29 protein-coding genes and 2 tRNA genes are annotated in these 24,731 nt (G+C 65.7%); 15 read left to right on the top strand and 16 right to left on the bottom strand.

Annotated features, from left to right (window positions below):
* Positions 1-1,608 carry a carboxyl transferase domain-containing protein gene (locus QX039_RS18565; RefSeq protein ID WP_315772143.1) on the bottom strand — a complete coding sequence of 536 codons (1,608 nt, stop codon included), beginning with the start codon at positions 1,606-1,608 and terminating at the stop codon, positions 1-3.
* 328 nt (positions 1,609-1,936) lie between these two features.
* On the opposite strand from QX039_RS18565, the gene QX039_RS18570 reads away from it, so the two are divergent.
* Positions 1,937-2,581, top strand: a complete 645-nt coding sequence (locus QX039_RS18570; RefSeq protein WP_315772146.1) for a TetR/AcrR family transcriptional regulator — start codon at positions 1,937-1,939, stop codon at positions 2,579-2,581.
* A 13-nt stretch (positions 2,582-2,594) separates the two neighbouring features.
* The gene (locus QX039_RS18575) at positions 2,595-3,080 is read left to right on the top strand and encodes an Lrp/AsnC family transcriptional regulator (RefSeq protein ID WP_315772148.1); all 486 of its coding nucleotides are present in this window, start codon (positions 2,595-2,597) and stop codon (positions 3,078-3,080) included.
* A gap of 16 nt (positions 3,081-3,096) precedes the next feature.
* On the opposite strand, the gene QX039_RS18580 is transcribed toward QX039_RS18575, so the two are convergent.
* A complete protein-coding gene (locus QX039_RS18580) occupies positions 3,097-3,402 on the bottom strand; it encodes an ETC complex I subunit (RefSeq protein WP_315737868.1) in 306 nt (101 codons plus the stop codon).
* A 222-nt stretch (positions 3,403-3,624) separates the two neighbouring features.
* Between QX039_RS18580 and QX039_RS18585 the strand changes: the two genes are divergently transcribed.
* The 5 genes from QX039_RS18585 (at position 3,625) to QX039_RS18605 (ending at position 8,389) form a co-directional block, all read left to right on the top strand.
* Positions 3,625-4,767, top strand: a complete 1,143-nt coding sequence (locus QX039_RS18585) for an OpgC domain-containing protein (RefSeq protein ID WP_315737867.1) — start codon at positions 3,625-3,627, stop codon at positions 4,765-4,767.
* 174 nt (positions 4,768-4,941) lie between these two features.
* Entirely contained in the window at positions 4,942-5,346 is a 405-nt protein-coding gene (locus tag QX039_RS18590) for a translational machinery protein (protein ID WP_315772149.1), read from the top strand.
* A 42-nt stretch (positions 5,347-5,388) separates the two neighbouring features.
* Entirely contained in the window at positions 5,389-6,468 is a 1,080-nt protein-coding gene (locus QX039_RS18595) for an efflux RND transporter periplasmic adaptor subunit (RefSeq protein WP_315772151.1), read from the top strand.
* Positions 6,465-7,700, top strand: coding sequence for an ABC transporter permease (locus QX039_RS18600; RefSeq protein ID WP_315772152.1), 1,236 nt, complete (start codon positions 6,465-6,467; stop codon positions 7,698-7,700). Before QX039_RS18595 ends, QX039_RS18600 begins: the two co-directional genes overlap by 4 nt.
* Entirely contained in the window at positions 7,697-8,389 is a 693-nt protein-coding gene (locus tag QX039_RS18605; RefSeq protein ID WP_315772153.1) for an ABC transporter ATP-binding protein, read from the top strand. The genes QX039_RS18600 and QX039_RS18605 overlap by 4 nt, the downstream gene beginning before the upstream one ends.
* Before the next feature lie 303 nt (positions 8,390-8,692).
* Here the strand turns inward: QX039_RS18605 and QX039_RS18610 are convergent.
* From QX039_RS18610 to QX039_RS18620, 3 genes are all read right to left on the bottom strand, one after another.
* Positions 8,693-8,769: transfer RNA gene (locus QX039_RS18610), tRNA-Pro, on the bottom strand.
* A gap of 161 nt (positions 8,770-8,930) precedes the next feature.
* Entirely contained in the window at positions 8,931-9,584 is a 654-nt protein-coding gene (locus QX039_RS18615; RefSeq protein WP_315737862.1) for a cold-shock protein, read from the bottom strand.
* A gap of 200 nt (positions 9,585-9,784) precedes the next feature.
* Positions 9,785-10,546, bottom strand: coding sequence for an SIR2 family NAD-dependent protein deacylase (locus QX039_RS18620; protein ID WP_315772155.1), 762 nt, complete (start codon positions 10,544-10,546; stop codon positions 9,785-9,787).
* A gap of 373 nt (positions 10,547-10,919) precedes the next feature.
* Here QX039_RS18620 and QX039_RS18625 point away from each other — a divergent pair, with 373 nt between their 5' ends.
* Positions 10,920-11,084 (top strand): hypothetical protein, encoded by a 165-nt coding sequence (locus QX039_RS18625; RefSeq protein ID WP_315737860.1) that lies wholly within the window; start codon positions 10,920-10,922, stop codon positions 11,082-11,084.
* A gap of 62 nt (positions 11,085-11,146) precedes the next feature.
* Here QX039_RS18625 and QX039_RS18630 read toward each other — a convergent pair whose 3' ends face one another.
* Positions 11,147-11,431 (bottom strand): hypothetical protein, encoded by a 285-nt coding sequence (locus QX039_RS18630; protein WP_315772157.1) that lies wholly within the window; start codon positions 11,429-11,431, stop codon positions 11,147-11,149.
* 132 nt (positions 11,432-11,563) lie between these two features.
* Between QX039_RS18630 and QX039_RS18635 the strand changes: the two genes are divergently transcribed.
* The gene (locus QX039_RS18635) at positions 11,564-11,689 is read left to right on the top strand and encodes a hypothetical protein (RefSeq protein WP_315737858.1); all 126 of its coding nucleotides are present in this window, start codon (positions 11,564-11,566) and stop codon (positions 11,687-11,689) included.
* 450 nt (positions 11,690-12,139) lie between these two features.
* Here the strand turns inward: QX039_RS18635 and QX039_RS18640 are convergent, their stop codons facing one another.
* Positions 12,140-12,442, bottom strand: coding sequence for an HU family DNA-binding protein (locus QX039_RS18640; protein ID WP_172109121.1), 303 nt, complete (start codon positions 12,440-12,442; stop codon positions 12,140-12,142).
* 591 nt (positions 12,443-13,033) lie between these two features.
* Here QX039_RS18640 and QX039_RS18645 point away from each other — a divergent pair.
* Together QX039_RS18645 and QX039_RS18650 are read left to right on the top strand one after the other, a co-directional pair.
* On the top strand, positions 13,034-13,486 hold the full coding sequence (locus tag QX039_RS18645) for a VOC family protein (RefSeq protein WP_315772159.1): 453 nt from the start codon (positions 13,034-13,036) through the stop codon (positions 13,484-13,486).
* A 267-nt stretch (positions 13,487-13,753) separates the two neighbouring features.
* Entirely contained in the window at positions 13,754-14,395 is a 642-nt protein-coding gene (locus tag QX039_RS18650) for a glutathione S-transferase family protein (RefSeq protein ID WP_315772161.1), read from the top strand.
* Between the two features lie 5 nt (positions 14,396-14,400).
* Here the strand turns inward: QX039_RS18650 and QX039_RS18655 are convergent, their stop codons facing one another.
* From QX039_RS18655 to QX039_RS18670, 4 genes are all read right to left on the bottom strand, one after another.
* Positions 14,401-14,670, bottom strand: a complete 270-nt coding sequence (locus QX039_RS18655; RefSeq protein ID WP_315772163.1) for a porin — start codon at positions 14,668-14,670, stop codon at positions 14,401-14,403.
* A 43-nt stretch (positions 14,671-14,713) separates the two neighbouring features.
* Positions 14,714-14,971 carry a PilZ domain-containing protein gene (locus QX039_RS18660; protein ID WP_315712079.1) on the bottom strand — a complete coding sequence of 86 codons (258 nt, stop codon included), beginning with the start codon at positions 14,969-14,971 and terminating at the stop codon, positions 14,714-14,716.
* Positions 14,972-15,139: 168 nt separating this feature from the next.
* Positions 15,140-15,214 (bottom strand) — tRNA-Glu (locus QX039_RS18665).
* 215 nt (positions 15,215-15,429) lie between these two features.
* Positions 15,430-15,762 (bottom strand): Rieske 2Fe-2S domain-containing protein, encoded by a 333-nt coding sequence (locus QX039_RS18670; protein ID WP_315772165.1) that lies wholly within the window; start codon positions 15,760-15,762, stop codon positions 15,430-15,432.
* A gap of 199 nt (positions 15,763-15,961) precedes the next feature.
* Here QX039_RS18670 and QX039_RS18675 point away from each other — a divergent pair, with 199 nt between their 5' ends.
* On the top strand, positions 15,962-16,714 hold the full coding sequence (locus tag QX039_RS18675) for a hypothetical protein (RefSeq protein ID WP_315737853.1): 753 nt from the start codon (positions 15,962-15,964) through the stop codon (positions 16,712-16,714).
* 278 nt (positions 16,715-16,992) lie between these two features.
* Here QX039_RS18675 and QX039_RS18680 read toward each other — a convergent pair whose 3' ends face one another.
* From QX039_RS18680 to QX039_RS18695, 4 genes are all read right to left on the bottom strand, one after another.
* Complete coding sequence (locus tag QX039_RS18680; protein ID WP_315737852.1) at positions 16,993-17,118, bottom strand: hypothetical protein; 126 nt, start codon at positions 17,116-17,118, stop codon at positions 16,993-16,995.
* Between the two features lie 172 nt (positions 17,119-17,290).
* Positions 17,291-17,869, bottom strand: a complete 579-nt coding sequence (locus QX039_RS18685; RefSeq protein WP_315772167.1) for a hemerythrin domain-containing protein — start codon at positions 17,867-17,869, stop codon at positions 17,291-17,293.
* A 140-nt stretch (positions 17,870-18,009) separates the two neighbouring features.
* The gene (gene hemA, locus QX039_RS18690; protein ID WP_315772169.1) at positions 18,010-19,239 is read right to left on the bottom strand and encodes a 5-aminolevulinate synthase; all 1,230 of its coding nucleotides are present in this window, start codon (positions 19,237-19,239) and stop codon (positions 18,010-18,012) included.
* A 185-nt stretch (positions 19,240-19,424) separates the two neighbouring features.
* Positions 19,425-20,573, bottom strand: coding sequence for a PLP-dependent cysteine synthase family protein (locus QX039_RS18695; protein WP_315772171.1), 1,149 nt, complete (start codon positions 20,571-20,573; stop codon positions 19,425-19,427).
* 776 nt (positions 20,574-21,349) lie between these two features.
* Here QX039_RS18695 and QX039_RS18700 point away from each other — a divergent pair.
* The 3 genes from QX039_RS18700 to QX039_RS18710 all read left to right on the top strand — a co-directional run bounded on the left by QX039_RS18700 (position 21,350) and on the right by QX039_RS18710 (position 24,411).
* A complete protein-coding gene (locus tag QX039_RS18700) occupies positions 21,350-22,378 on the top strand; it encodes a PrsW family intramembrane metalloprotease (RefSeq protein WP_315737848.1) in 1,029 nt (342 codons plus the stop codon).
* A 129-nt stretch (positions 22,379-22,507) separates the two neighbouring features.
* Positions 22,508-23,095 (top strand): HdeD family acid-resistance protein, encoded by a 588-nt coding sequence (locus tag QX039_RS18705; RefSeq protein WP_315737847.1) that lies wholly within the window; start codon positions 22,508-22,510, stop codon positions 23,093-23,095.
* Between the two features lie 230 nt (positions 23,096-23,325).
* A complete protein-coding gene (locus QX039_RS18710) occupies positions 23,326-24,411 on the top strand; it encodes a 3-deoxy-7-phosphoheptulonate synthase (RefSeq protein WP_315737846.1) in 1,086 nt (361 codons plus the stop codon).
* Between the two features lie 48 nt (positions 24,412-24,459).
* On the opposite strand, the gene QX039_RS18715 is transcribed toward QX039_RS18710, so the two are convergent.
* Positions 24,460-24,717: a hypothetical protein gene (locus tag QX039_RS18715; RefSeq protein WP_315737845.1), complete on the bottom strand. Its 258-nt coding sequence runs from the start codon at positions 24,715-24,717 to the stop codon at positions 24,460-24,462.
* Between the last annotated feature and the right edge of the window lie 14 nt (positions 24,718-24,731).

The following is a 24,731-nucleotide window of genomic DNA, read 5'->3' on the forward strand; positions in this document are numbered from 1 at the left end:
TCACATCCTGAACAGGCCGAACCTGGTCGGCTCGACCGGGGCATTGGCGGCGGCAGACAATCCGAGGCCAAGCACGAGGCGGGTATCGGCGGGATCGATCACGCCGTCGTCCCACAGCCGCGCCGTCGCGTAGTAGGGATTGCCCTGGGCCTCGTATTGCGCACGGATGGGGCTACGGAATTTCTCTTCCTCCTCCGTGGGCCAGCTCTCGCCCTTGGCCTCGATGCCATCGCGGCGGACCTGGCTCAGCACCATCGCGGCCTGCTCGCCGCCCATCACCGAGATGCGCGCGTTCGGCCACATCCAGAGGAAACGCGGCGCATAGGCGCGGCCGCACATGCCGTAATTGCCGGCGCCGTAGGAGCCGCCGATCACCACGGTGAACTTGGGAACCGACGCGGTCGCGACCGCCGTCACCAGCTTGGCGCCGTCGCGTGCGATGCCCCCGGCCTCGTATTTCTTGCCGACCATGAAGCCGGTGATGTTCTGCAGGAACACCAGCGGGATGTTGCGCTGGCAGCACAGCTCGATGAAGTGCGCCCCCTTCAGCGAGCTCTCGCTGAACAGGATGCCGTTGTTGGCGATGATGCCGACCGGATGGCCCCAGATATGCGCGAAGCCGCACACCAGCGTCTGGCCGTAGAGCTTCTTGAACTCGTCGAACTCCGAGCCGTCGACCACCCGCGCGATGATGTCGCGCACGTCGAACGGCTTGCGGCCGTCGACCGGCACGACGCCGTAGATCTCTTCCGCCGCATAGCGCGGCTCGCGCACCTCGCGCATGTTCAGCGCGCTGCGTGCGCCCGGCGGCTTCAGCGTGCCGACGATGCGCCGCGCGATGCCGATCGCGTGCGCGTCGTTCTGCGCATAGTGATCGGTCACGCCCGACTGCCGCGAATGCACGTCGGCGCCGCCGAGCTCCTCGGCGCTGACCACCTCGCCGGTTGCCGCCTTCACCAGCGGCGGGCCGCCCAGAAAAATTGTGCCCTGGTTGCGCACGATGATGCTCTCGTCCGACATCGCCGGCACATAGGCGCCGCCCGCCGTGCACGAGCCCATCACGATCGCGATCTGCGGAATGCCGGCCGCCGACATCTGCGCCTGGTTGTAGAAGATGCGGCCGAAATGCCGCTCGTCGGGGAAGATCTCATCCTGCAGCGGCAGGAACGCGCCACCCGAGTCGACCATGTAGACGCAGGGCAGATTGTTCTGCCGGGCGATGTCCTGGGCACGCAGATGCTTCTTCACCGTCATCGGGTAGTAGGTGCCGCCCTTGATGGTGGCGTCGTTGGCGACGACGACGCATTCGCGGCCGGCAATGCGGCCGATGCCGGTGACGATGCTGGCCGAGTGGACGTCGCCGCCATAGAGCCCATGTGCGGCCAATGGCGACAGTTCGAGGAACGCCGTTCCGGGGTCGAGCAGCAGGTCGACGCGCTGGCGCGCCAGCATCTTGCCGCGCGACAGGTGCCGGTTGCGTGAGGCTTCGCCGCCGCCCTCGGCGACCTGCGCCAGCTTCATCCTGAGGTCGGTGACCAGCGCGCGCATGGCGTCGGCATTACGGGCGAAATCGGAGGACGATGGATCGATCGTGGAATGAAGCATCATGACCGGCGTCTTCGTTGCGAGGCTGGAGGGGGAAGCCGTGGGAGCACGCGTCAGAGCGGTCGCGGCCGTCCAGGCCGCTGCGAGCCCGGGTGTACCATCTTTGCCCGCATGCTGTCCTCCCTGCCCGCCGGCGGCCCGGTTTGCGGCCATCCGTCCTTCTCGAATTAAACGATCATACGTTTTTAAATTCTATTCTCAAGCGGATTGTTGTAGGGTCCGGGGCGGGCAGCATTTGCTTGAGACCACGGAATTTTCAGACTTCACTACGGGACCCCCTACCGTGGCGGATCCGCCGCGATCGGCACCGGGACGGTCCAGCGAGGACGAGATGGCGCGCACGATCGGGTCACATGGTCCGACGACGATGGAGGCGATCCGCAAGGCCGGCCTGCGGCTGATCTTCCAGCATGGCTATGAGGCCATGAGCCTGCGCCAGCTCGCCGCCGAGGTCGGCATCCAGCCAGGCTCGCTCTACAATCACATCAGCACCAAACAGGAGCTGCTGGCGGAGCTGATCCAGGACCACATCAACGACCTCCTGCGCGAGCTCGAACAGGCGCTGCGCGACACCCAGGGTCCGGTCGAACGTCTCAGGGCGTTCGTCGCCTTCCACGTCGGCTATCACATGACCCGAAAGCGCGAGGTCTTCATCGCCAACTCGGAGCTGCGCAGTCTCGAGCCCCGCAACTATGAGGCGGTGGTAGCGCTGCGCGGCGCCTATGAGCGCCGGCTGGCCGACATCCTCAGCGACGGTGTGGCGCAAGGCGTGTTCGACGTCGACGACATCCAGGTCGCGACCTTTGCCATCATCGCGCTCTTGACCGGGCTGTGCAGCTGGTACCGTCCGGGCGGCCGGCTCAGCAAGGAGACGATCATCGCGGCCCATGAGAAGCTCGTCCTCTCCGGCGTCATGCCGCGCACCGCCGGGCCTGCGCAGGCCGGCGGCGGCCGGCCTGATCAGCCGACCGGCTGAACGGGCCGCGCCGATGGCTGGCAGCCCGGAGCTCGACGCGATCGATCGCAGGATCCTGGCGGAGCTCCAGGCCGACGGCCGGATCCGCATCAATGAGCTCGCCGGCCGGGTGGGGATCTCGCATCCGAACTGCCTGCGCCGCGTGCGGACGCTGCGCAATAGCGGCGTGATCAAGTCCATCCGCGCCAGCATCGACGAGCGGTCGCTGGGCTATGAGGTGGTAGCGTTCGTGTCGATTCAGCTCGACAGCCAGCACCAGACGGCGCTGGAGGCGTTCGAGGCCGCGATCGTACCGTTGCCCTGGGTCCAGCAATGCTGGCGGCTGTCGGGAGATGCGGATTTTCTGCTGAAATGCGTGTCGACCGGGGTCGAAGGCATGAGCCGCCAGCTCCGCCAGTTCGCCGCCCTGCCCGGCGTCCGGTCCATCAGGAGCTTCCCGGTGCTCGGCCTGTCCAAGGACGCGCCGCTGCCCATCCCCGGCGGGCTGCTGAACGGATGATGGCCGTGTCGGCCCCTCAATGCGTCCAAGGCTCGCCGCGGCGGAACGAGAAATTGTCGGCATAGGCGATCTGCCGCTTCACCGGCTCCTTCGGCTCGATCACCTCATAGGGAATGCCCTTGCGTTCGCAATAGGCGATCGCCTCGTCCTTGGTGTCGAAGCGCAAGGTGACCTGCTGCTTCATGTCCGAGGACGACGTCCAGCCCATCAACGGCTCGACCGAACGCGGCTGCTCCGGCTCATAATCCAACTGCCAGTCCCGGGTCTTGGCCTTGCCCGATTGCATCGCGTTCTTGGCGGGCTTGAAAATGCGTGCGGTCATGGCTGGTAGAGCCCCTGGAAGCTGCGGTCGTCATGCGTTTGGCGGAAACGGCCGGGATGGGTTACAGGCAAGCTTCAGCACGGAACGGTGATTCCCATCCTGGACATGACCGTTTATCGTGCTCCGTATAGTCATTCTGCCGTCCCGTGACAATCTCGGTCGACTGCCACGGCGCCTCTGCCCCCCGACGTTTTCCATTCAAAACAGTGCGTTGAAGCGGCCATGAAAATCAATGCCACGCTGCCCGAGCGAGGGCGCGACCTTCGGCTCGACCTGTTTCGCGGAATCGCCAACTGGGCGATCTTTCTCGATCACATCCCGGACAATGTGGTGAACTGGATCACCACGCGGAATTACGGCTTCAGCGACGCCGCCGACCTGTTCGTCTTCATCTCCGGCTATACCGCCTCGTTCGTCTATGCGCGCATGATGATCGACCGCGGCTTCATCGTCGGCGCCACCCGGCTGTTCAAGCGGGTGTGGCAGCTCTACGTCGCCCACATCGTGCTGTTCGTGATCTATATTGTGGCCATCAGCTATCTGGCGACGCGCTTCGGCGTCTCCGAGATCATCGACGAGTTCAACGTCGCGGGCCTCGTCGACCACGCCAGCGATACGCTGGCCCAGGGGCTGATCCTGAAGTTCAAGCCGGTCAATCTCGACGTGCTGCCGCTCTACATCGTGCTGATGGGCTTCTTCCCGCCGGTGCTGTGGATGATGCTGCGCCAGCCCGACCTGACCATGATCGCCTCGATCGTGCTCTGGCTCGTGGCGCGGCAGATGGGTTGGAATTTTGCGGCCTACCCGGCCGGCACCTGGTACTTCAATCCGTATTGCTGGCAGGTGCTGTTCGTGTTCGGCTCATGGTGCGCGCTCGGCGGCGCCCGCCGCTCGATGGGCATCATCATGGCGCCGGCCACGCTCTATTTCTGCATCGCCTACATGGTGCTCGCACTGGTCATGACGATGGCCGGCCGCTTCCCTGAACTCGGATCGATGTTTCCGAACTGGCTCTATTCGGCCTTCAATCCCAACGACAAGACCAATCTCGCGCCGTACCGCTTCCTACATTTCGTGGTGATCGTCATTTTGGTCATCCGTTTCGTGCCGAAGGAATGGCCGGGCCTGGAGTGGAAGGCGCTCGATCCCCTCGTCGTCTGCGGCCAACAGTCGCTGGCGGTGTTCTGCGTCGGCGTGTTCCTGTCCTTCATCGGCCACTTCACCCTGATGCTGAGCTCAGGTTCGCTGCTGGCGCAGATCCTCGTCAGCGCGGCAGGCATCGCGATCATGACCACCGTGGCCTACTACATCTCCTGGTCGAAGCGGCAGGACAAGCCGCTGCCGAAGCCGCCTGCGCCGAAGTAAACCCCGCACATCAGGGGCGCGGGGGTGGGTTCCCGCGTCCGTTGACCTGCATCAAGCCGGCCACGATCGGGCTCGCTAAGGTTTGCATCACAAAGGGTGCCGCCTTCCGCGGCGCGCGTTCCCTGGCGAACGCACAAGGCCGCCACGCGGCGATTTGCTGACAAGGACCAGAACATGCCGACTCATTTCCATGCCGTCGTGTGGCTCGATCACAGCGAGGCCAAGGTGTTCCATATCGGACTGACCGGTGCCGACGAGCTGACGCTGCATCCACACCTGCAGACCAAGCATCTGCACCACAAGGCCAACGAGATCGGCAGCGGCCACGCGGCGCCCGACAAGAATTTCCTCGAGGAGGTCGCGCACGCGCTCGATGACGCCGGCGAGATCCTGATCATCGGTCCGGCCAGCGCCAAGACCGAGCTTGCCAAGTACCTGCACGAGAAGCATCCTGCGGTCGGAAAGCGCATCGTCGGCGTCGAGGTTGCCGATCACCCGACCGATCGCCAGATCGTCGCCTATGCCAAACAGCACTTCAAGATGGCTCCGCCCCGCGTGGCGACTGGCACTGCGGGCTAAGTATAGCCTTTCTCCCGTCGCAGGGTCCGTTCGATCATGGACATGCTGACGCCGGACCAATCCAATGCCATTGCTGCCACGCCGGCCATCGATCGCGGCCGGCGTCGTTTTCCGTGGCGCGGCCTGCTCTCGATCATCCTGCTGTTCGGCGCACTGGCTGGGTTTGCCGTATGGTGGATGCGTGGACCGCTCATCGCGACCGCCCGCATCACTCGCGGCACGGCGGCCGAGATCGTCTATGCAACCGGCGCGGTGGAGCCGGAGACGTGGTCGCGGAGCACGCCGCTGGTTCGCGGCCGCATCGTCGAGCGCTGCCGCTGCGAGGGCAAGCTGGTCAAGGCCGGCGACGTGCTGGCGCGGCTCGACGACAAGGAGGCGCTGGCCACCTTGAACGATCTGCGCGCACAGGAGGAATTCCAGCGCCTCGAATTCGAGCGGCAGACGCAGCTACTGGCGCGCGGCGCGGCCACCTCGCAAGCGTACCAGCGCTCCGAAAGCGATCTCGCCCGCATCCGCGCCCAGATCGCGGCCCAGACCCAGCGCCTCGACTACTTCAAGCTGGTGGCGCCGATGGACGGCGTCGTCCTCAAGGAGGACGGCGAGGTCGGCGACATGGTCGATCCCGGCACCATCCTCTACCGCGTCGGCCTGGAGAAGCCGCTCTGGGTCGTCGCCGACGTCAACGAAGAGGACATCCCCCGTGTCCAGGTCGGCCAGAAGGCGCTGCTGCGCGCCGATGCGTTCGGCAACCAGGCGCTGCCCGGGACGGTGAAGCAGATCACGCCGGCGGGCGATCCCGTGGCGAAGACGTTCCGCGTGCGGATCGGCTTGCCCGACAACACGCCGCTGCGCGTCGGCATGAGCGTCGAGGCCAACATCGTCAGCCGCGAGACGGCCGACACGCTGCTCGCGCCGGCCAATGCCGTCGTCAACAACAGCCTCATGGTGATCGAAGGCGGCCGTGTGCATCGGCGCGCGGTGCGGATCGGCATCCGCGGCTCCGCGGCGGTCGAGATCCTCGACGGCGCCCGCGAAGGCGAGCTGGTCGCGGCGCCCGCGACCGCCGACATCAAGGACGGCGAGCGGATCCGCGTGATCGAGCCCGAGACGTCCGCGCCATGAGCCTCGTCCTGACCATCGCCTGGACCCATGTGCGCCATCGCGCCCGGCAGACGCTGGTCGCGATCGCCGGCGTCATGACCGGGGTGGCGTTTTCGGTGATGATGGCGGCGATGATGGAGGGCTCCCAGGACGACTTCATCCGCACGCTGGTCGACGCGCTGCCGCACATTTCGATCACCGACGAGCTGCGCCAGCCGACCCGCCAGCCGGCCGACCTGGTCTATGCGGCGGCCGAATTCCACCGGTTGACCCCGAACGTCCGCCGCCCCGGCATCAAGAACCCGATGGCCACCATTGCCTCGCTGCAGGGCTGGGTGCCGGGCGCGCTGACGGCGTCGGTGCAGTCAAAGGCCGTGCTGCGCTTCGCCGGCCGCAACCTGACGGTCGCGATCATCGGCATCGATCCGCGCACGGAGGGCCAAGTCTCGACGCTGCCGAGCCACATGCGGCAGGGCAATCTCAATTCGCTGTACCGGTCCTCGCACGCGATCCTGCTCGGCGACCGGCTCGCGGCCAAGATCGGCGCGCGGGTGAACTCCAACATCACGCTCGCCTCGGCCCAGGGCATCAGCATGAACGCGACCGTAGTCGGCACCTTCCATTCCGGCTTCCGCGGCACCGACGAGACCACCGGCTACGTGCTGCTGCGCACCGCGCAGATCCTGGAGCGCCAGACCGGGATCATCAACGAGATCCGCGTCCGCACCAACGATCCGATGCAGGCGCGCCTGATCAGCGAGCGCATCGGCGAGCAGACCGGCTACAAGGCGGTCTCCTGGCAGGAGGCGCAGGAGGATCTGCTGGCGGCGATCACGCTGCGCAACGTGCTGATGTACACCATCGTCGGCGCCATCCTGCTGGTCGCGAGCTTCGGCACCTACAACATCATCTCGACCATCACCCACGAGAAGACCCGCGACATCGCCATCCTCAAGTCGCTCGGCTTCCGCGACCGCACGGTCCGCACCATCTTCATCGTCGAGGCGCTGTTCATCGGCCTCACCGGTGCCGCCCTCGGCTGGGCGCTCGGCTACCTGCTTACCCGCGGGCTCGCCTCGCTCGAGTTCAAGACGCCGTTTTCCGACTACAATCATCTGCCCGTGCTGTATTCGCTGAAGCACTATCTGCTCGCGGGCGCGGTCGCGCTGATCTCCAGCGCCGTCGCCGGCTACTTTCCGGCCCGCGCCGCAGCGCGGTTGCATCCGGTCGACATCATCCGGGGCGCGACGTGAGCCCGCCCCTGATCGAGGCGCGGCAAGTGACGAAGGTGCTGCCCGGCGAGGTGCCGGTGACGCTGGTGGCCGACATCGATCTCGTGATCCGTCCGCGCGAGCTCATCGCCATCACCGGACCGTCGGGCTCGGGAAAATCCTCCCTGCTCTACCTGCTTGGCCTGCTCGACCTGCCGAGCCGGGGCGACGTGCTGATCGACGGCCGCTCGACGACGGGCATGAACGAGGATGAGCGCGCCGAGGTGCGACTGTCGCGGCTCGGCTTCGTCTTCCAGTTTCATTTCCTGCTGCCGGAATTCTCGATCACCGAGAACGTCGCGCTGCCGATGCGCGCGCTGGCACGGCTGTCGCCGCGCGCCATCACCCAGCGCGCCGAGGAGCTGCTGGGGTCGCTCGGCCTCGCCGATCATCTGCGCAAGACGCCGGACAAATTGTCGGGCGGCCAGCGGCAGCGCGTGGCGGTGGCGCGCGCGCTCGCCAACGATCCGCCGGTGATCCTCGCCGATGAGCCGACCGGCAGCCTCGACACCGCCGCGACCGCGCAGGTGTTCGGCATCCTGCGCGATCTCGTCACGCTGCGCGGCAAGACCGTCGTCGCGGTCACGCACGATCTCAACCTCGCCGCTCAGATGCACCGGCGCGTGCACATCATCGACGGCCGGCTGGCGCAGGACGAGCTGGCGCGCTGATCCGCCCGCCGCGACCTCGGGCACGGCCGAGGGCCTCCTGCGCCTGATTTGATTTAGCGCAAAGACGCGAGATTTCGATTCAGAGGATGCTGACGACCAGCGGATGTTCCTTCCCCGGATTCACCCGCACACTTCGGATGCTCCCGGGTTTTGCCGCTGCGGGAGCATCCGAATTTTTTTATCGGCCCAGCCGCGCTCGCTCGGCGGATTGACCGCTGGCGGCCTGGCCGAAATCTTTCTCGCTATCGTGAGTATCGCGCCAGCTATCAGGCCTCGCCCGAGAAAGCCGCGCCGCTGCGGAGATGGTCGGGGCAGCTGGATTCGAACCAACGACCTGCAGTACCCAAAACTGCCGCGCTACCAGGCTGCGCTATACCCCGATGTTCTCAAGGACCATTGTCCTAGAGGACCCGTCACTACACGGTCGCGGCCTCCGCAGCAAGACCGCGGCCCGGTCCGTGAAGAGGGGCCGACATGAAAACGGCCCCAGGAAGCGCCGTTCCGGGGGCCGTCAAATACCGTGGTCGCAGGAAGCATCCGCTCAGTGCGAGGACAATGCCGGCGAGCCCGTCTCGGGGTGGATCTCGGCCGCCATCATGCCCTTGGAGCCGGGCCCGTAGCGGACCAGCACCCATTGGCCGGGGCGCAGCTCGGTCATGCCGTAGCGGCGCAGGGTCTCCATGTGGACGAAAATGTCCGGGCTCCCTTCCCCGCAGGTCACGAAGCCAAAGCCGCGCAGCCGGTTGAACCACTTGACCTGGGCTCGCTCCAGCCCGCTGGTCGGCGTCACCGTCACATGGGTCCGCGGCGGCAGCATCTGCGCCGGATGGATCGCCGTCGACTCGTCCATCGAGACGATGCGGAACGCCTGGTAGCCCTTGGAGCGCTGCACGCACTCCACCACCAGGCGAGCACCTTCATAGGCGGTCTGGTAGCCGTCGCGCCTGAGCACCGTGACGTGCAGCAGCACGTCCGGCCAGCCATTGTCGGGAACGATGAAACCGTATCCCTTCGAGGCGTCGAACCATTTGATGACACCGCTGATTTCGACGAGGTTCTCGCCAAGACCGGTCATCGCATCGATTGCCGAGTCGCGCGCGACGCCGGTTTGATATTCCGCCCCGAGCCGGGTTGGTGTCGATACACCAACGACCGGCATCCCAAGCTTCTTGGACTCAAATCCGTCCGACCCCATAACCCCGGACCTCACATATGAATTGTGAGCCGCCACCCCTGCAACGGCGCCCTCATACACGTGCTCACCACCTATACCCACGATGAGTCACGCGAATCTCTCGAATCAAAGATAACATTCCCTCGTGCCGCGCATAGATAAAAATCGGTTTCAGTGAGGCATATGAACAGAGATGCCGACAAAAATGCATCAATTTCCGTTCAATTACGGACGAACGATCCGAGTACTTCGCCGATGTCGTGGTGGATAACAAGGTCTGCAACGTCGTCCTGATCGGTCGGTTCCCGGTTGATGATCACGAGTTGCGCGCCAGCCCGCTTTGCCATCAATGGAAAGCCCGCGGCCGGCCACACAACCAGCGATGAGCCGATCGCGACGAACAGATCGCAGTGCTGCGCGAGTTCGGTGGCACGCTGCATTTCATGCTCGGGCATCGACTGACCAAAGGATACCGTCGCCGTCTTCACCGGCTCCGCGCATTCGGGACAATCCGGCGCGGCACCGTCGGCCTCGAAGCGCTCGCGCACCCAGTTGAGCTCATAGCGCTGCCCGCATCCGATGCATCGCGCGTAGGTGGTGTTGCCGTGCAGTTCGATGACGTGATCCGGGGCGAAACCGGAGTCCTGGTGCAGGTTGTCGATGTTCTGAGTGATGACGGCCGGAATTTTCCCCGCACGGTAGAGCGACGAAAGCGCCAGGTGGCCGCGGCCGGGCCGCGCCGCGGCAAACGTCTCCTGCATCGCGAAGCGCCGCCGCCAAGCCTCGTCCCGCGCCTCCTGGCTAGCGACGAATTCGTCGAAATGGATCGGCCGGTTGCGCGTCCATAGACCGCCGGGAGAACGGAAATCCGGAATGCCCGTCTCGGTCGATAGTCCAGCGCCGGTGAAGGGCACGATCGCACGCGCCGCAGCGATCATGTCTCCCAGGCGATTCACCCCGTCGTGCAGATCGGATGCAATCATCAGCGGCTGCCCCGAACCATGAGACCTCGCATCATCATTGTCCTCCCTTCATAGCACGGCAAGCTGGCTCCCGCCTCCAAGCGTGTCCGGCCCGGCTGCGTCGTCGTGCCACTCCGTATCCACCGGAACCGGCCGTGAACGACGCGGCCACAAGCAAAACGAGTCGGATTGTTCCGTGTCTACCTGAAGACGTTGGCGCCGCTCGCCTCCCGCGGTCTGTCCCCGGCAAAACGCGCGGGCCGCCTGCAGCCGGGCCGTGCGTCCGCAATCACGCCTCAATCGGACATCCACATCGCGCCAGCGATTCGCCAGGAAGTTTGTCACGCGTCTCACGGCGAGGCTCGCCGGATAGCAACCGGAGCAGAGAGGATCCGTGAGGCAGAACGAGACGCAGGACGACCGCCGCGCGAAGGAGCGCGCCGACATCACCGCAAGGATTGCACGGTTCAAGTCGACCCAGGAGAAGTTCGCGCGCGAACGCGAGGAATATGCCCGCTCGGCGTGGAAGAAGGCGCAGCGCGGCGAGGCCGCGGAATAGCAGGGATGAAACGAGAGCCCGGAGGCTTTCGCCATCCGGGCTCTCCTTCTCACGACTGACGTCTACCAGTGATGACGCCAGTGGTGGTAGCGATGATAGTACGGTCCGCCGTAATAGGCATACGGGCCGGGCGCGTAGACGTAACGCGGGCCGTAGTCATAGTAGTCGTAGCCCGGACCATAGTAATAGGGATGCGACGCCGCGATCGCGCCGGCGGTCAGCGCGCCCGCCGCGAGGCCGAGTGCGAGACCCGGACCAAGACCGCGCGCCTGTGCCGGCGCGGGTGCCGCCAATGCGGTGACGGCGACGGCACCCGCGGTCGCCAGAACTGCCAATGCCTTTCTCATGATCGTTGTCCTCCAATTCCGATGCGTCCAAACAACGCAGATGCGGGGGAATTGGTTGCAGGCTGGTCGCCCCCGCGCGCGGCGGGAACGGTAACGCTAGTCATGCGTTCACCCCTCTAGGGGGAGTCCGCGATGGCATCCTGGCTGGAACTTCTATTCAACATCATCGGCTATGGCGGCTTCGTCGTGCTTGCGTTCCTTCATCCCGGGACCGAGGCGGCCGGTACGGAAGACGGAGCGGATCTGGACCGCGACTGACGCCGAGCCGCGTGGCGATCACGCCGGAGGCTCATCCACAATCGATCCAACGCCTGTCCACAGCTCCCAGCCTGTGTCTTTTGGCTCCCGGATCAACGGCTTGCTGCGCAACATCCACCAGCTTGTCCCCAGCGCGCGCGACGACGCTGCCCGCTCGGGCGGAGGCCGCACGGGCCGGTCAAACTTCCCGGAAAAGCCCTTGAACCTTCCTGCGGCACGCCGAGACAGATCAGTACTGGGGATTTCAGGGCCCAGTGTTCGAGGGTGGCGCCACGCGACGAAGATATTCCGTCGCGCTGGCGCTGCTGTCGTTTTCCGCTCTCCCCGCGCGAGACTTCGCGATCCGCGAACGCGACACTCAGGCCCGCTGCAGCCTACACATTCCGCAACGAAAGAGGCCCCCTTCTCAGGGGGCCTCTGACGTGATCACGACCGTGGCTGACGGTCAGATCAGGCAACCGCGTCCTTGGCGGCCTTGACCGGGCGCGCGCGCACGATCTTGCGGGCCGGCTTGGCCTTGAACATCATCTCTTCGCCGGTGAAGGGGTTGGTGCCCTTGCGCGCCTTCACGGCGGGTTTCTTGACGACGACGAACTTGGCGAAGCCCGGCACCAGGAACACGCCGTTCTTCTTCAGCTCCTTGTGGCCGACGTCGGTGAGCGTCTCCATGACGTTCTTGACGTCGCGCTTGGACAGCTCGGTCGAGGTCGCAATCTTCTCGATCAGCTGCGACTTGGAAAGTTGGGTAGCCATCGTATCTCCTTGTGATTGGTACCGGTGAATGACGTGACGACTGCGCGGCTATCAGCGCATTGCTGCGCAGACTGGTCGGGGCTTTCTGGCTGCATTGCACAGCCGGGACTTCAGTCGTCTGGTGGCGTATCACCCCGCGATTTTTCGGGATTCTCCTGCATTTCAAGGGGCCCCGAAGCACCCACAGCGGCGCCAAAATTCCAACGGAGCGCGCAGAAGTCAAGCTGCGATGGCGATCGAACGGAGCATGCGATTCATTTTCCCCTATATTTCCAGGCATTTTCGATGGTCCTGCGTGATTTTGGCCTCACATTGCAGGCGAAACACGCTGAAATCCCTGCATGCGGTCGCATCGCGCCCGTTCATCCCTGCCCCGAATCACTGCCAAAACAGCGATTCGCTGGCATACGGAGAGGCTCTCGCAACACCGCGCGGCCCCGTCGAATGCGTCGCCGCGCGCACCGCACATCCGCGCGAGCCGGCATCGCCGCAGCATCAGGCTCGATACACGGGCGCACGAATTGCTGCTATGGATCGGCGTCCGCAGGCGGCCGTTGAGCATCCGCTTCGAGTTCAGGGAGAGAAGAAACGATGCGTTATCTCCACACCATGCTGCGCGTGCGCAATCTCGACGCCGCGCTCAAATTCTATTCCGATGCGCTCGGCCTCAAGGAGGTGCGCCGGATCGACAACGACAAGGGTCGCTTCACACTGGTGTTTCTCTGCGCACCCGAAGATGAACACCTGCTGAAGAGCCTGCCGTCGACGCGCGGCGCCCCGCTGGTCGAGCTCACCTACAATTGGGACGAGGAGAGCTATGGCGAGGACCGCTTCTTCGGCCATCTCGCCTATGAGGTCGACGACATCTACGCCACCTGCGACCGGCTGATGAAGCTCGGCATTACCATCAACCGGCCGCCGCGCGACGGCAACATGGCCTTCATCCGCTCGCCCGATCTGCACTCGATCGAGCTGTTGCAGAAGGGCGAGCCGAAGGCGCCGGCCGAGCCCTGGCTGTCGATGCCGAACACCGGACATTGGTGAGCCGTTCGCACTCGTCCACCTGCCGGAACATCGAGGCCATCCTCGCGTTGTCGCTCCGATTGATGGAGAGGATTCGAGGAGGCCGAGATGGGTCGAGGAATTCTACTGTGGTTGTTGGGCGTGCCGATTCCGGTGATCATTCTGCTGTGGCTGTTCTTCGGCCACTGATCGCCGCGAACGACGCGTTCGACGGAAAAGCCCCGCTTCGAGCGGGGCTTTTTGCGTAACATGCGCTAGCAATGCCGCTCGCCCAGACAGGAGCCGGACGTGTCCGCCGACGACAGACTGACGATCTGGGGCCGCCCCAATTCGGTGAACGTGCAGAAGGTGCTGTGGTGTCTCGCCGAGCTCGATGTCGCTTATGACCGTATCGACGCGGGCATGCAGTTCGGCCGCAACAACGAAGCGGACTATCTCGCGATGAATCCGAACGGCCGCATCCCGACGCTGGTCGAGGGCGATTTCGTGCTCTGGGAGAGCAACGCGATCATGCGCTATCTCTGCCTCGCCCATGGCGATGGCACGCCGCTCTATCCAACGACGCCGCGACACCGCGCCGCGGTGGAGCGCTGGCTGGACTGGACGCTGTCGACGGTGCAGCCGATCGAGCGTCCGCTGTTCTGGGGATTGGTGCGAACGCCGGCGGAGCAGCGCGACATGGCCGCCTTGCAGAAGGCGGCCGACGACGCCGCGGCGATGTGGCGCATCCTCGACACGCATCTGGTCACGCGCAGCCATGTCGAGACCGAGCGCTTCACACTCGCCGACATCGCGCTCGGGGCCTATGCCCGGCGCTGGTTCGGGGTTGAAGGTGTCGTCAAGCCGGAGCTGCCGAGCCTCGCGCGCTGGTACGGACGGATCGCGCAACGCCCGGCCTTCATCCGCCACATCGCGCCGCCGCTGTCGTGAGCACCTCAGCGGCTGGCCGAGGTGCCCATCTCGACGCGCAAGGCCCCGCCAACCTTCACGCAGGTATTGGTTCCCTCGACGCGTACGAAGTTGGCACCGTAGGACGCGCAGGGATTGTTGCTGGCGGCGCCTGAACGGGGTGCAGCCTTGTTGGGTCCAGCCGCCTTCGGCGCGGGAAGCGATGGCGCAAGAAGCGATGATCCCGGCGAGCCGGCGGTTGCCACGGTCACGGCGGCCAGCGCCGCGATGGCGCCCAGGATGAGAGATCGACACATGCCGCTTGTTAGCGCGTCTGCCGCAGGGATGCGACAGCGACGTCTACTTGCCGATGAACTTGACGCCGACCGAGGCGCCGCGGCGCCACACCACCTGGCACTGGCGGCCCGTTCTTGCGTCGCGCGCGAAGGCGAGCCGGATGGTCGCCGGCAGCGCCGCCGCGTCCTGCAGGGTCAGCTTGGCGCCGGCGCTGGAAATGTCCTGAACCAGGCAATGGCGCACGGCGAACCCGCCATCCAGCGTGATCCACGCCGGCTGCTTCATCGATTTGCGGGCTTCCCGCTTCTTGGGCGCGGCCATCATCCTGCTCCTGCTTCGCCCGCTGCAGTACGGCAAGGACCCTAATGGACGGTTGACCGGACCACGTACTCGCCTGCGGTGCATGAGCGCAGACCTCGCGCCGACCGCATCTCGACGCGGACCGTGGATTTCAAGATCGGGGGATGGGTAAGGAAAGCCGGCGCGGAGTGGCGCTCCCTAGCGGAATCGAACCGCTCTCTCCACCGTGAAAGGGTGGCGTCCTAACCGATAGACGAAGGGAGCAATACGCACGATGCCAGAGGGCACGAGGCCCCGGTGCCATCGCCGCTTGCACGTTTCGGTAAAACCTTCAGCAAATCAGTCGCTTGAGGCGGTGACCTGCGAGGTCGGCTGAACCACCGACGGTGATTCCGTGCCGCGCGCCGAACGTATAGAGGCGTTTCGCCGGCCGGGCAAGCCACCCCTCGGCGGTCTTTCCGCGCCTCCTCCGGCCATGCTCAACGCGCCGCAAACAGCGGGGAGATGCCGTCCGTGTCGATGTAGACCACGCCCTCCTCGACCTTGACCGGATATTGCGCCAGCGCGCTCTCCGGCGGGTGGAGCGGCGTACCGGTGAAAGCATCCCACGTCCAATTGTGCACGGGGCAACTGAGGACGCGGCCGTCGAAGCCGGCCTCCTCCATCGGCGCCGCCGTGTGCGGGCAGACGCCCTGGAACGCCTTGAGCTCGCCATCGTCGGGCCAGGCAAGGATGATGAGCTGGGCGTCGGCGATGACGAGGCGCATGCCGCCTTCGTCGATGGTGTCGGCCTTGCAGACGCGGGTGAACATTCGCTGGCCTCATGCTCCATTGCGACCATCGCAATCGAAGGACCACGAGCAAAACTCGTTCCGCGGACCGCGCTGTACCCCGCGAGCCCGACAAGACCGTGGCACCCTTCTTGCTGCCTGCCCTGCAGATCTGGTCGAACGAGCCGACGTGTCGCAAAGGCGACAGACCGCTCGGCGGCGAGTTGCGGCGGAGTGCGACATGACCGACATGACCGAGCTGAGAACACGCAAGGAGCCGCTCAATCTCGCCATCGTGCATGTCGATCCCGACGCCTTCATCGCCAACCTCATGGGCTGGCTCGAGATCACCGCCTTCATCAAGGCGCAGCGCGCCGGAGAGGCCACGGTGCCTGCAGACGGCAAGACACCCGCATTGTCGGCGGCGCAATTGCAGAACGGCGGCGTCCACGAGGTCGGCAACGACGCGCTGTTCGCCTTCGCGATGACGGCGTCGCTGAAGGGCGACAAGGCCGCGGTCGACAAGGTCGAGACCGCCTTGCTCGATGGCATGGGCAAGGATTTTCCCGGCTCGTTCGCGCTGTGGCACTTTCGCGCCACGATCGATGCACCGACCACGCTCGACGATTTCGTCGGCCAGGCCGGCAAGAAGATGCTGACGGGCGATCTGCCGCCACCGCCACTGCGCGCCAAGGAATATTGGAGCGCCGGACTGCGCTTCTTCGAGAAGGCGCGCAAGTCGAACTTCGTCCACGAGATCATGTATCCTCTGGCGAAATGGACGCGGGCGCGCTGGACCGAGACGGCGGAGAAAGGCGTCGCCTTTCTGCATCACATCGAGGACAACGTCCCGGTGCTGCGCGAGGTGCTGGAGGAGCCGCGAAACGACCAGGCGTTCATCGCCAATGTCCTGCTGAGGCTCGCGCCCGCGGTCGATATGGAATTGAATGAGGAATATCAGGGCTTCCTGCGCTCGCTGGCACGGCGCAACTGACGCAAGGGTGCGGTGTCAATTCCAGCTGACCCGCCCACGCAAAAAGGCCGGCGGGCGTTACGCCGCCGGCCTCTTGTCGCGACTGCCGGCTCCGGCCGTCCGGTTCCGTCGCATTCCTGGGGAATATGCGAACAGGGTCGCGCGATCTGGTTAATGACAGGTTAACGCACGTATACCGGAATAACCACGATCCTGAGCTCTACAACCATGATCCCGGGTTTGCGTTCCGGCCATGAAGCAGCGCGAGGACCATCGAGCGGCGAGATCGGACAAGACCGTCAGCTCAGTTGCAAGGTGCGCTTCGTCTCACGGCGCAGCGCCTGCTCCTGGCAGCCCGACAGCCGGACGAGCTCCTGGGGATACATGTCGTAGCCGTGGCTGCCAAAGGCACTCTGCTGCGCCATCGGGACCTGCGCAGGCGTCCGGGCCGCGTCTGCCCCTCCCCCTGCATTCGACGAACCTCGGACCGGATCGAGCCCAGTGTTCAAAGCGGCCATAGCCAGCTCCGCGAAAGAGTGCCTGCCCCGGCTGGAACTATAGTCCACCAGCCACGGGGCGCAATTGGGCAAAACGCCATCAGCCGGCGGTGGCGCGCGCCTGCTCCGCCTCCTGTTCCCAGCGCAGGATGGTCCGCTCGAGATTGTGGAACTTCTCGGCGACGTCGCCGTCGAACAGCGGGTCCTTGCGGTCGGACATGCGGGCATCGATGTCGGCCCAGTCCTCCGCGCTCAGGGCGCGCAGCGCCGCGGGAAACAGCAGGGTCTCCTCCTTGCGCAGGTGCTCGCGCTGGCTGTCGATGAACTGGTGCACGGCGGCATGAAAGCTTTCGCGCAGGATCTCCTGGTCCGACAGCACCGCGTTCACGGCGTCGGCAAAGCCGCGCAGCCGCTGCGCCTCGGTCTCGTGCTCGTCGTCGACGTCGCCATAGGCTGCGGCCGCGGCAGGGTCGCGCTCGCGCAGCTTGTCGAAGATCATCTCCTCCTTGGGATGATGACAGCGCTGCGGATAGTCCTCGAAATAGGCGATGATGCTTTGCAGGATGTCGTAGTTCGGCCGCCGATTGTGATCGAACAGCTCCAATTCGTGCTCGAGCACCGACAGAAGCTTCTCGAGATTCTCGTGCTCCTGCAGCAGCGCTTCGATGATCCTAGCCATGGCCGCCCTCGCCTGTGCGCCGGCCGGGCCCTGCCGAACCGGCATTTTCCCTGAACACAAAAGACTACGCCCGCGCGAGCGCGGGCGGCATTGCGGCAGATCAAACTGACTGGCCGATGTGACAGGTCAGCGGGACGGGCTCACTCCGCGGCCAGCGCCTGCGGCGCCCGCGCAAGGCCGAGCCGGTCCCAAACGTCGACCAGCGCCTCGGCCAGGGCGTCGATCAGGCCGTCATCATGGTAGGGCGATGGCGTGATCCGCAGCCGCTCCAGGCCGCGCGGCACGGTCGGATAGTTGATCGGCTGGATGTAGATGCCGTGCTCGGACAAGAGCAGGTCGGACGCCGTCTTGCACTTCTCGGGATCGCCGACATGCACCGGCACGATGTGCGTGTCGGACGGCATGACCGGCAGCCCGGAGGCGTTCAGCACGGCCTTGAGTCGGGCCGCCCGATCCTGATGCCGGTCACGCTCCCACTGCGAGGTCTTGAGGTGGCGAATCGCGGCGGTCGCGGCGGCGCAGACCGGCGGCGGCAAGGCGGTGGTGAAGATGAAGCCCGGCGCATAGGAGCGGACGGCATCGATCAGATTGGCATTGGCGGCGATGTAGCCGCCGAGGCAGCCATAGGCCTTGGCGAGCGTGCCTTCGAGGATGTCGATGCGGGCCATCGCGCCGTCGCGCTCGGCGATGCCGCCGCCGCGCGGGCCGTACATGCCGACCGCATGGACCTCGTCGACGTAAGTGAGCGCGCCATAACGCTCGGCGAGATCGCAGATCCGGTGCAAGGGCGCGACATCCCCATCCATCGAATACAGGCTCTCGCAGACGATCAGCTTGGGCCGGTCGGGATCGGCCGCCCGCAGCAGCTCCTCGAGATGGGCGAGGTCGTTATGCCGCCAGACCTGCTTCTCGCTCCCGGCCTTGCGGACGCCCTCGATCATCGAATTGTGGTTGAGCGCGTCCGACAGCAGCAGGCAGTTCGGCAGCAGTTTTGCGATGGTCGAGATGCCGGTCTCGTTGGAGACGTAGCCCGAGGTGAACACCAGCGCCGCTTCCTTGCCGTGGAGATCGGCAAGCTCGCGCTCGAGCTCGATCAGCGGATGGTTGGTGCCGGCGATGTTGCGGGTGCCGCCGGCGCCGGTGCCCATGCGCGCGGCGACATCGACCATGGCGCCGATCACCTTCGGATGCTGGCCCATGCCGAGATAGTCATTGGAGCACCAGATCACGACGTCCTTCGGCCCCTCCGGCGAATGCCAGATTGCGCGGGGGAAACGGCCGGCGAGGCGCTCCAGATCGGCGAAGACGCGATAGCGCCGTTCCTGGTGCAACTGGTCGAGGGCACGCTCGAAATAGCTGTCGTAGTTCATCACCTGATCCGTCCTTCCCCTGCCCGCGTCCCGAACCTGCGTTCCGGCGCGCCCTTGGAGGCCTGTTCGGGGTCGGACCAAAGCGCAATCCGGCGCGTCCTTCGTTGATCCAGATCAGGGATCGCGCACGATGCCGGGCATCCGGATGCCGCTCGCCGCGGTCCGCGACGCCCCCCGGGAGGCGTTCAGGCGCGCAGCGGGTTCTCCGCATCGGCAACCTCGAGCCGCAGCGGCGCACCGGTGTCGAGGAAGGCAGACAGAGCTGCCTCGTACGGCGCGGGGTCGAGACCGCGCGCGGAGAGCCATTGCGGCTCGTAATAGGTTTGGCGATAGCGCTCCCCGGAATCGCAGATCAGCGTGACCAGTGAGCCCCTCTGTCCATCCTGCCGCATCTCGGCCGCCAGCCGGCACAGCGCCAGGAAATTGGTCCCGGTCGAGCCGCCGACCGGCCGGCGCAGCCGCCGCGTCAGCACGTTCATCGCCGCGACCGAGGCGGCATCAGGCACCTTCATCATGCGATCCACGACCCCCGGCACGAAGGATGGCTCGCAGCGCGGACGGCCGACGCCCTCGATCAGCGACGGCCGTTCGCACGTCCGGGCGCTGTCGCCGTTGCAGAAGGCGTCAAAGAACGCGGAATGCTCGACATCGGCGACGCACAGCCGCGTCGGGTGGCGGCGGTAGCGCAGATAGCGGCCGATCGTCGCCGACGTGCCGCCGGTGCCCGCGCCCATCACGATCCATTCCGGCAGCGGGCAGCGCTCGCCCTGCAGCTGGTTGAAGATCGACTCGGCGATGTTGTTGTTGCCGCGCCAATCGGTGGCACGTTCGGCGAACGTGAACTGGTCCATGTAATGGCCGCCGAGCCGGCTCGCGAGCGCAGCCGCCTCGGCATAGAGAAACCGGCCGTCATCGATGAGATGGCAGTTGCCGCCGTAATGCGTGATCGCGGCGATCTTCTCCGCCGAGGTGGTGCGCGGCATTACCGCGTAGAACGGCACGCCGATCATCTGCGCGAAATAGGCTTCCGATACCGCTGTCGACCCGGAGGAGGCCTCGACCACGGGCGTGCCTTCGCGGATGTGGCCGTTGCACAACGCATAGAGAAACAGCGATCGGGCCAGCCGATGCTTGAGGCTCCCGGTCGGATGGGTCGACTCGTCCTTCAGGTAGATGTCGATGCCCGCGAGCGCGGGCACGATCAGCCGGATCAAGTGCGTGTCGGCGGTCCGGCACTGGTCGGCCTCGATGGCCGACACGGCGTCGTCGACCCAGCCACGGCGATAGCGTGGACCACGGGCTCTGTCGGAAGCTGACCAAGGCGGCGAATTCATCGCGGCAACCGACCATGATCCCTTCGCCACATCAAGCCCGCCCGGCCGCCCATGCCGAGCAAGCTGGGGGCAAATAGCGGTTCGGCGCCAGCCGCCGAGCCTTGGCGCCGCAACGGAGCGAACGGCTTCGCATTTGCATCAGCGGAAAACGCTCGCATCGCTTGCAACTCATGGAATGCACGCGTGAATTTCGGAAGAATCTTTTGAATGACGGCGGGAATGGTCAAATATTTGCACGCTTTTGCGACCAAGCTGGGCATCATCGAACGGCACGACCGAGTCGAGCCTGCATCACGGGCGACCCACGCCTGCTCCGAGGGGCACCATGAGAGTTCTTTCGATTGTTCTGGTTGCGTGCGCGATCAGTCAGGCCGCTCTCGCTGAAGGTCTGGAATGCCGGCGTGTGGCCGACCCGACGCCACGCTTGAGCTGCGTGGAAACGCCGACGACCGCCCAGGCGCCAACCACCTCCCGCACCGACGCCTGGACCCCGGTCGAGCCGCGCCAGGAGGCCCCGGTGCGCGGCGGCGAGGCGACGGCGCCGAGAACCTCCCGGCCCCGTTGAGGCCAGCCGGGCGGCAGCCGACCGCGGCTGCACTCGGCCCTGCAACGGTCTCTCCCCAATCGAGCACCAGGGCGCGGTTCTTTCCCTTGAAGGGCGGCTCATTCTGCCGACATGTAGATCTTGCCGTGCGGCCACGGACCGATGTCAAATCCACCCCCGCGCGGGCGGTGGAGGGCCGGTTCGGCTCCGCCGCATTGGATGATCGGAGACCATGGCTTACTTGCCATCGCAAATGAACCTGCTCGAAGCCCTCGCGACCGTGATCGGCACCGCGGCGATCGCTCCCGCGCTGCTGATCCTCTGGCTGGTGGTCGCCGCCGGTGACAATTCAGGCCCCCCGCTCAAGATCTGGACCGCCTTCCTGCTCGGGGCAGCCAGCGTGCTGCTGCTCGGCATTGTCAGGATGCCGTTCCAGCATGTCGGGCTGACATTGGAGAATCCCTGGATCGCCCAGGCGGTCCGGGCCCTGTTCGGCGTCGCCTTGCCGGAAGAGCTCGCCAAGGTCGCGGTGATCGCCGCGCTATGGTCGCGGCGCCGGCAGGTCGGCAACGCCATGGACACGGTGTTCTATGGCGCGGCCGTAGGCCTCGGCTTTGCTGCCTATGAAAATCTCGCTTACCTCGTCCAGCATGCCGAGATGTGGCGCTCGTTGGCGGTGCTGCGCAGCGTGCTCACCGTGCCGTTTCACGGCGCGCTCGGCATCATTGCCGGTGCCTATCTCGCGATCGCCCGCACCAGTACGGCGCTCGGCGCCAACCGCCACAATCGCGAAGGGGCACGGCTGTCGAGCTGGGCGCTGGTGCTGGCCGCTCCCGTGATGCTGCATGCGGCCTTCGACTATCCATTGCTGTTGCTGCAGCGGGCGTCGACTCTCGACACCGCCGCGCGCCTCTGGCTCGGCGGCGTCAGCGTGCTGATCGGGTTCTCCTCGATCGGCCTCGCCGTACGGCTGGTGCGCCGGGTCGCCCATCACCACACGCCCCGCACCGAGGTGGCGCGGGCAAGACTGAGCCAGCTGCGCAGGATGTGGGCGCTGCTGCTGCTCGGCGGCGCCGCCGGCTTCGTCGGGCTCGGATTCGTGCTGACCTCGATTCGGCATTGGCTGCTCAACCCGGACCGCAACGTCGCCGGCGTTCTGGTTCCGCTGGGCCTCACCGCGATCATCGTCGGGATGGCCCTTCTGATTGTCACGACGACGATCTATGTTTTCGGCCGCAACCGGATGCGGACGACGGCATAATCCCGGCCCCGCCGCGCCATCAGAGCAACGAAACGCGCATCACGCGCTTGTCCCGGCCGTCGTTCCTCACCATCTGCGTGGGAAGGCGGACGCGGCATCCAGCCCGTGACCTTGCCCGGAGTGACGATCATGACCCTTCCGCAGGATACGATTCCGCCCGAGCTCGAGCGCATGAGGTCGCAAATGGGCGCAGCCGTGCGCACGCATTGGAAGGCCTTCCTGATCGAGGGCATCCTGCTCGCCGTACTCGGCCTGCTTGCGATGATCCTCACCCCGCTGGCAAGCCTTGCGGTCACGATCTTCCTCGGCTGGATGTTCCTGATCTCGGGCATCACGGGGCTCGCGCTCACCTTCTGGGCCCGCGGCATGCCGGGCTTCTGGTGGTCGCTGTTGTCGGCGGTTCTCGCCATCATCGCCGGAATCATTCTGGTGGCGCAGCCGGTTCAAGGGACGGTAACGCTGACCATCGTGATCGGCGTCTATTTCCTCGCCGAGGGCGTCGCCACCATCATGTACGCGCTGGAGCACCGCCGCGAGCTGTCCGGGCGCTGGTCGTGGCTGGCAATCTCGGGCGTGGTCGACATCGCGATCGCCGGCATCATCATTTCCGGGCTGCCGGGCACAGCGTTGTGGGCGATCGGTCTGCTGGTCGGCATCAACCTGCTGTTCGGCGGGCTGTCGATGATCGGCATGGCGCTCGCCGCGCGCAACGGCTGACGCCGGGGGACTCGATTTTCGGGATGACAAGCGGCCGCGCGGCCGCTATAGGATGGCCATGATCAACGCCGCCACCAGCTTCTATTGGTACTTTAGCTACGACAGCTCGCTGGCGGCGGGAGGATCGCGCTCAATCTGACACATTGCAGCAAGATATCCGAACGAGCCGCCAGAACCTGGCGGCTTTTTTGTTGCCGGCAGGTGCCCATCAAGACACCCAGGAGCCCGCCATGCTGAGCACCACAGACGATCTTCGTATCAAGGAAATCAAGGAATTGAGCCTGCCGGCGGAGGTGATGGGTGAAATCCCCCGCACCCTCACCGCGACCCGTGTGGTGATGGCGGCGCGCAACGCGATCCACGCCATCCTGACCGGCAGCGACGACCGCCTGCTGGTCATCGTCGGCCCCTGCTCCATCCACGATCCCGACGCGGCGATCGACTACGCCGGCCGCCTCGCCACCTTGCGCGAGCGCCTCGCCGACCGCCTCGAAATCGTGATGCGGGTCTATTTCGAGAAGCCGCGCACCACCGTTGGCTGGAAAGGCCTGATCAACGATCCCGGCCTGGACAATTCCTTCGACATCAACAAGGGCCTGCGGCTCGCGCGCAGCGTGCTGTCCGCCGTCAACAATCTCGGCCTGCCGGCGGGATGCGAATTCCTCGACATGACGACGCCGCAATACATCGCGGACCTCGTGGCCTGGGCCGCGATCGGCGCGCGCACCACCGAGAGCCAGATCCACCGCGAGCTGGCCTCAGGCCTGTCGTGCCCGGTCGGCTTCAAGAACGGCACCGACGGCAACATCCGCATCGCCGCCGACGCGGTGAAATCGGCCGCTCATCCGCATCATTTCATGGCGGTGACCAAGGGCGGCCGCTCGGGCATCGCGGCGACCACCGGTAACGAGGACTGCCACATCATCCTGCGCGGCGGCAGCGGCCCCAATTACGACGCCGCCCATGTCGAGCAGGCCTCGGCCGAGCTGATCAAGTCCGGACTGCCGGCGCGGCTGATGATCGACACCAGCCACGCCAATTCGAGCAAGAAGCCGGAGAACCAGCCGCTGGTCGCCGCCGACGTCGGACGCCAGCTCGCCGCAGGCGAGCAGCGCATCATGGGCGTGATGATCGAGAGCCATCTCGTGGCGGGTCGGCAGGACGTGAAGCCGGGCGTGGCGCTGACCTACGGCCAGAGCATCACCGACGGCTGTATCGGCTGGGACACGACGGTGGAGGTGCTGGAGCAGCTCGCCGAAGCCGTCGCCGCCCGGCGTGCGGCGCATCGCAACTCCCCGCGTGAGCGCTCGGCGTAGCACTCACGACCGATGAGCGGCGCGCGTCGGGCGCGCCGCAGGTCGCGCTCAGCAGCCGCGGCAGATGCCCTTGATCTTGCGATCGAGCTCGCGGTCTTCCTTGGTCATGCCGCTGAATGAATTTTCTTCGGCCTGCTCGGCCTTGGGCAAATCGCTCGGGCGGACCTGGCGGTGACCGACCGGCGCCTGCGGCGGCATGCCGCTCTTCGATCCGGTGCCGGCGGATGAGCCGCTGCCGCTCTGCGCCAGCGCGATGCCATCAGTCACGACCATCAGGAGCCCCATCGCGATCGCAAGTCTCTTCATGTTGCTCCTCCGTG

It is taken from the genome of Bradyrhizobium sp. SZCCHNR1043 (assembly GCF_032489675.1).
Classification (GTDB): domain Bacteria; phylum Pseudomonadota; class Alphaproteobacteria; order Rhizobiales; family Xanthobacteraceae; genus Bradyrhizobium.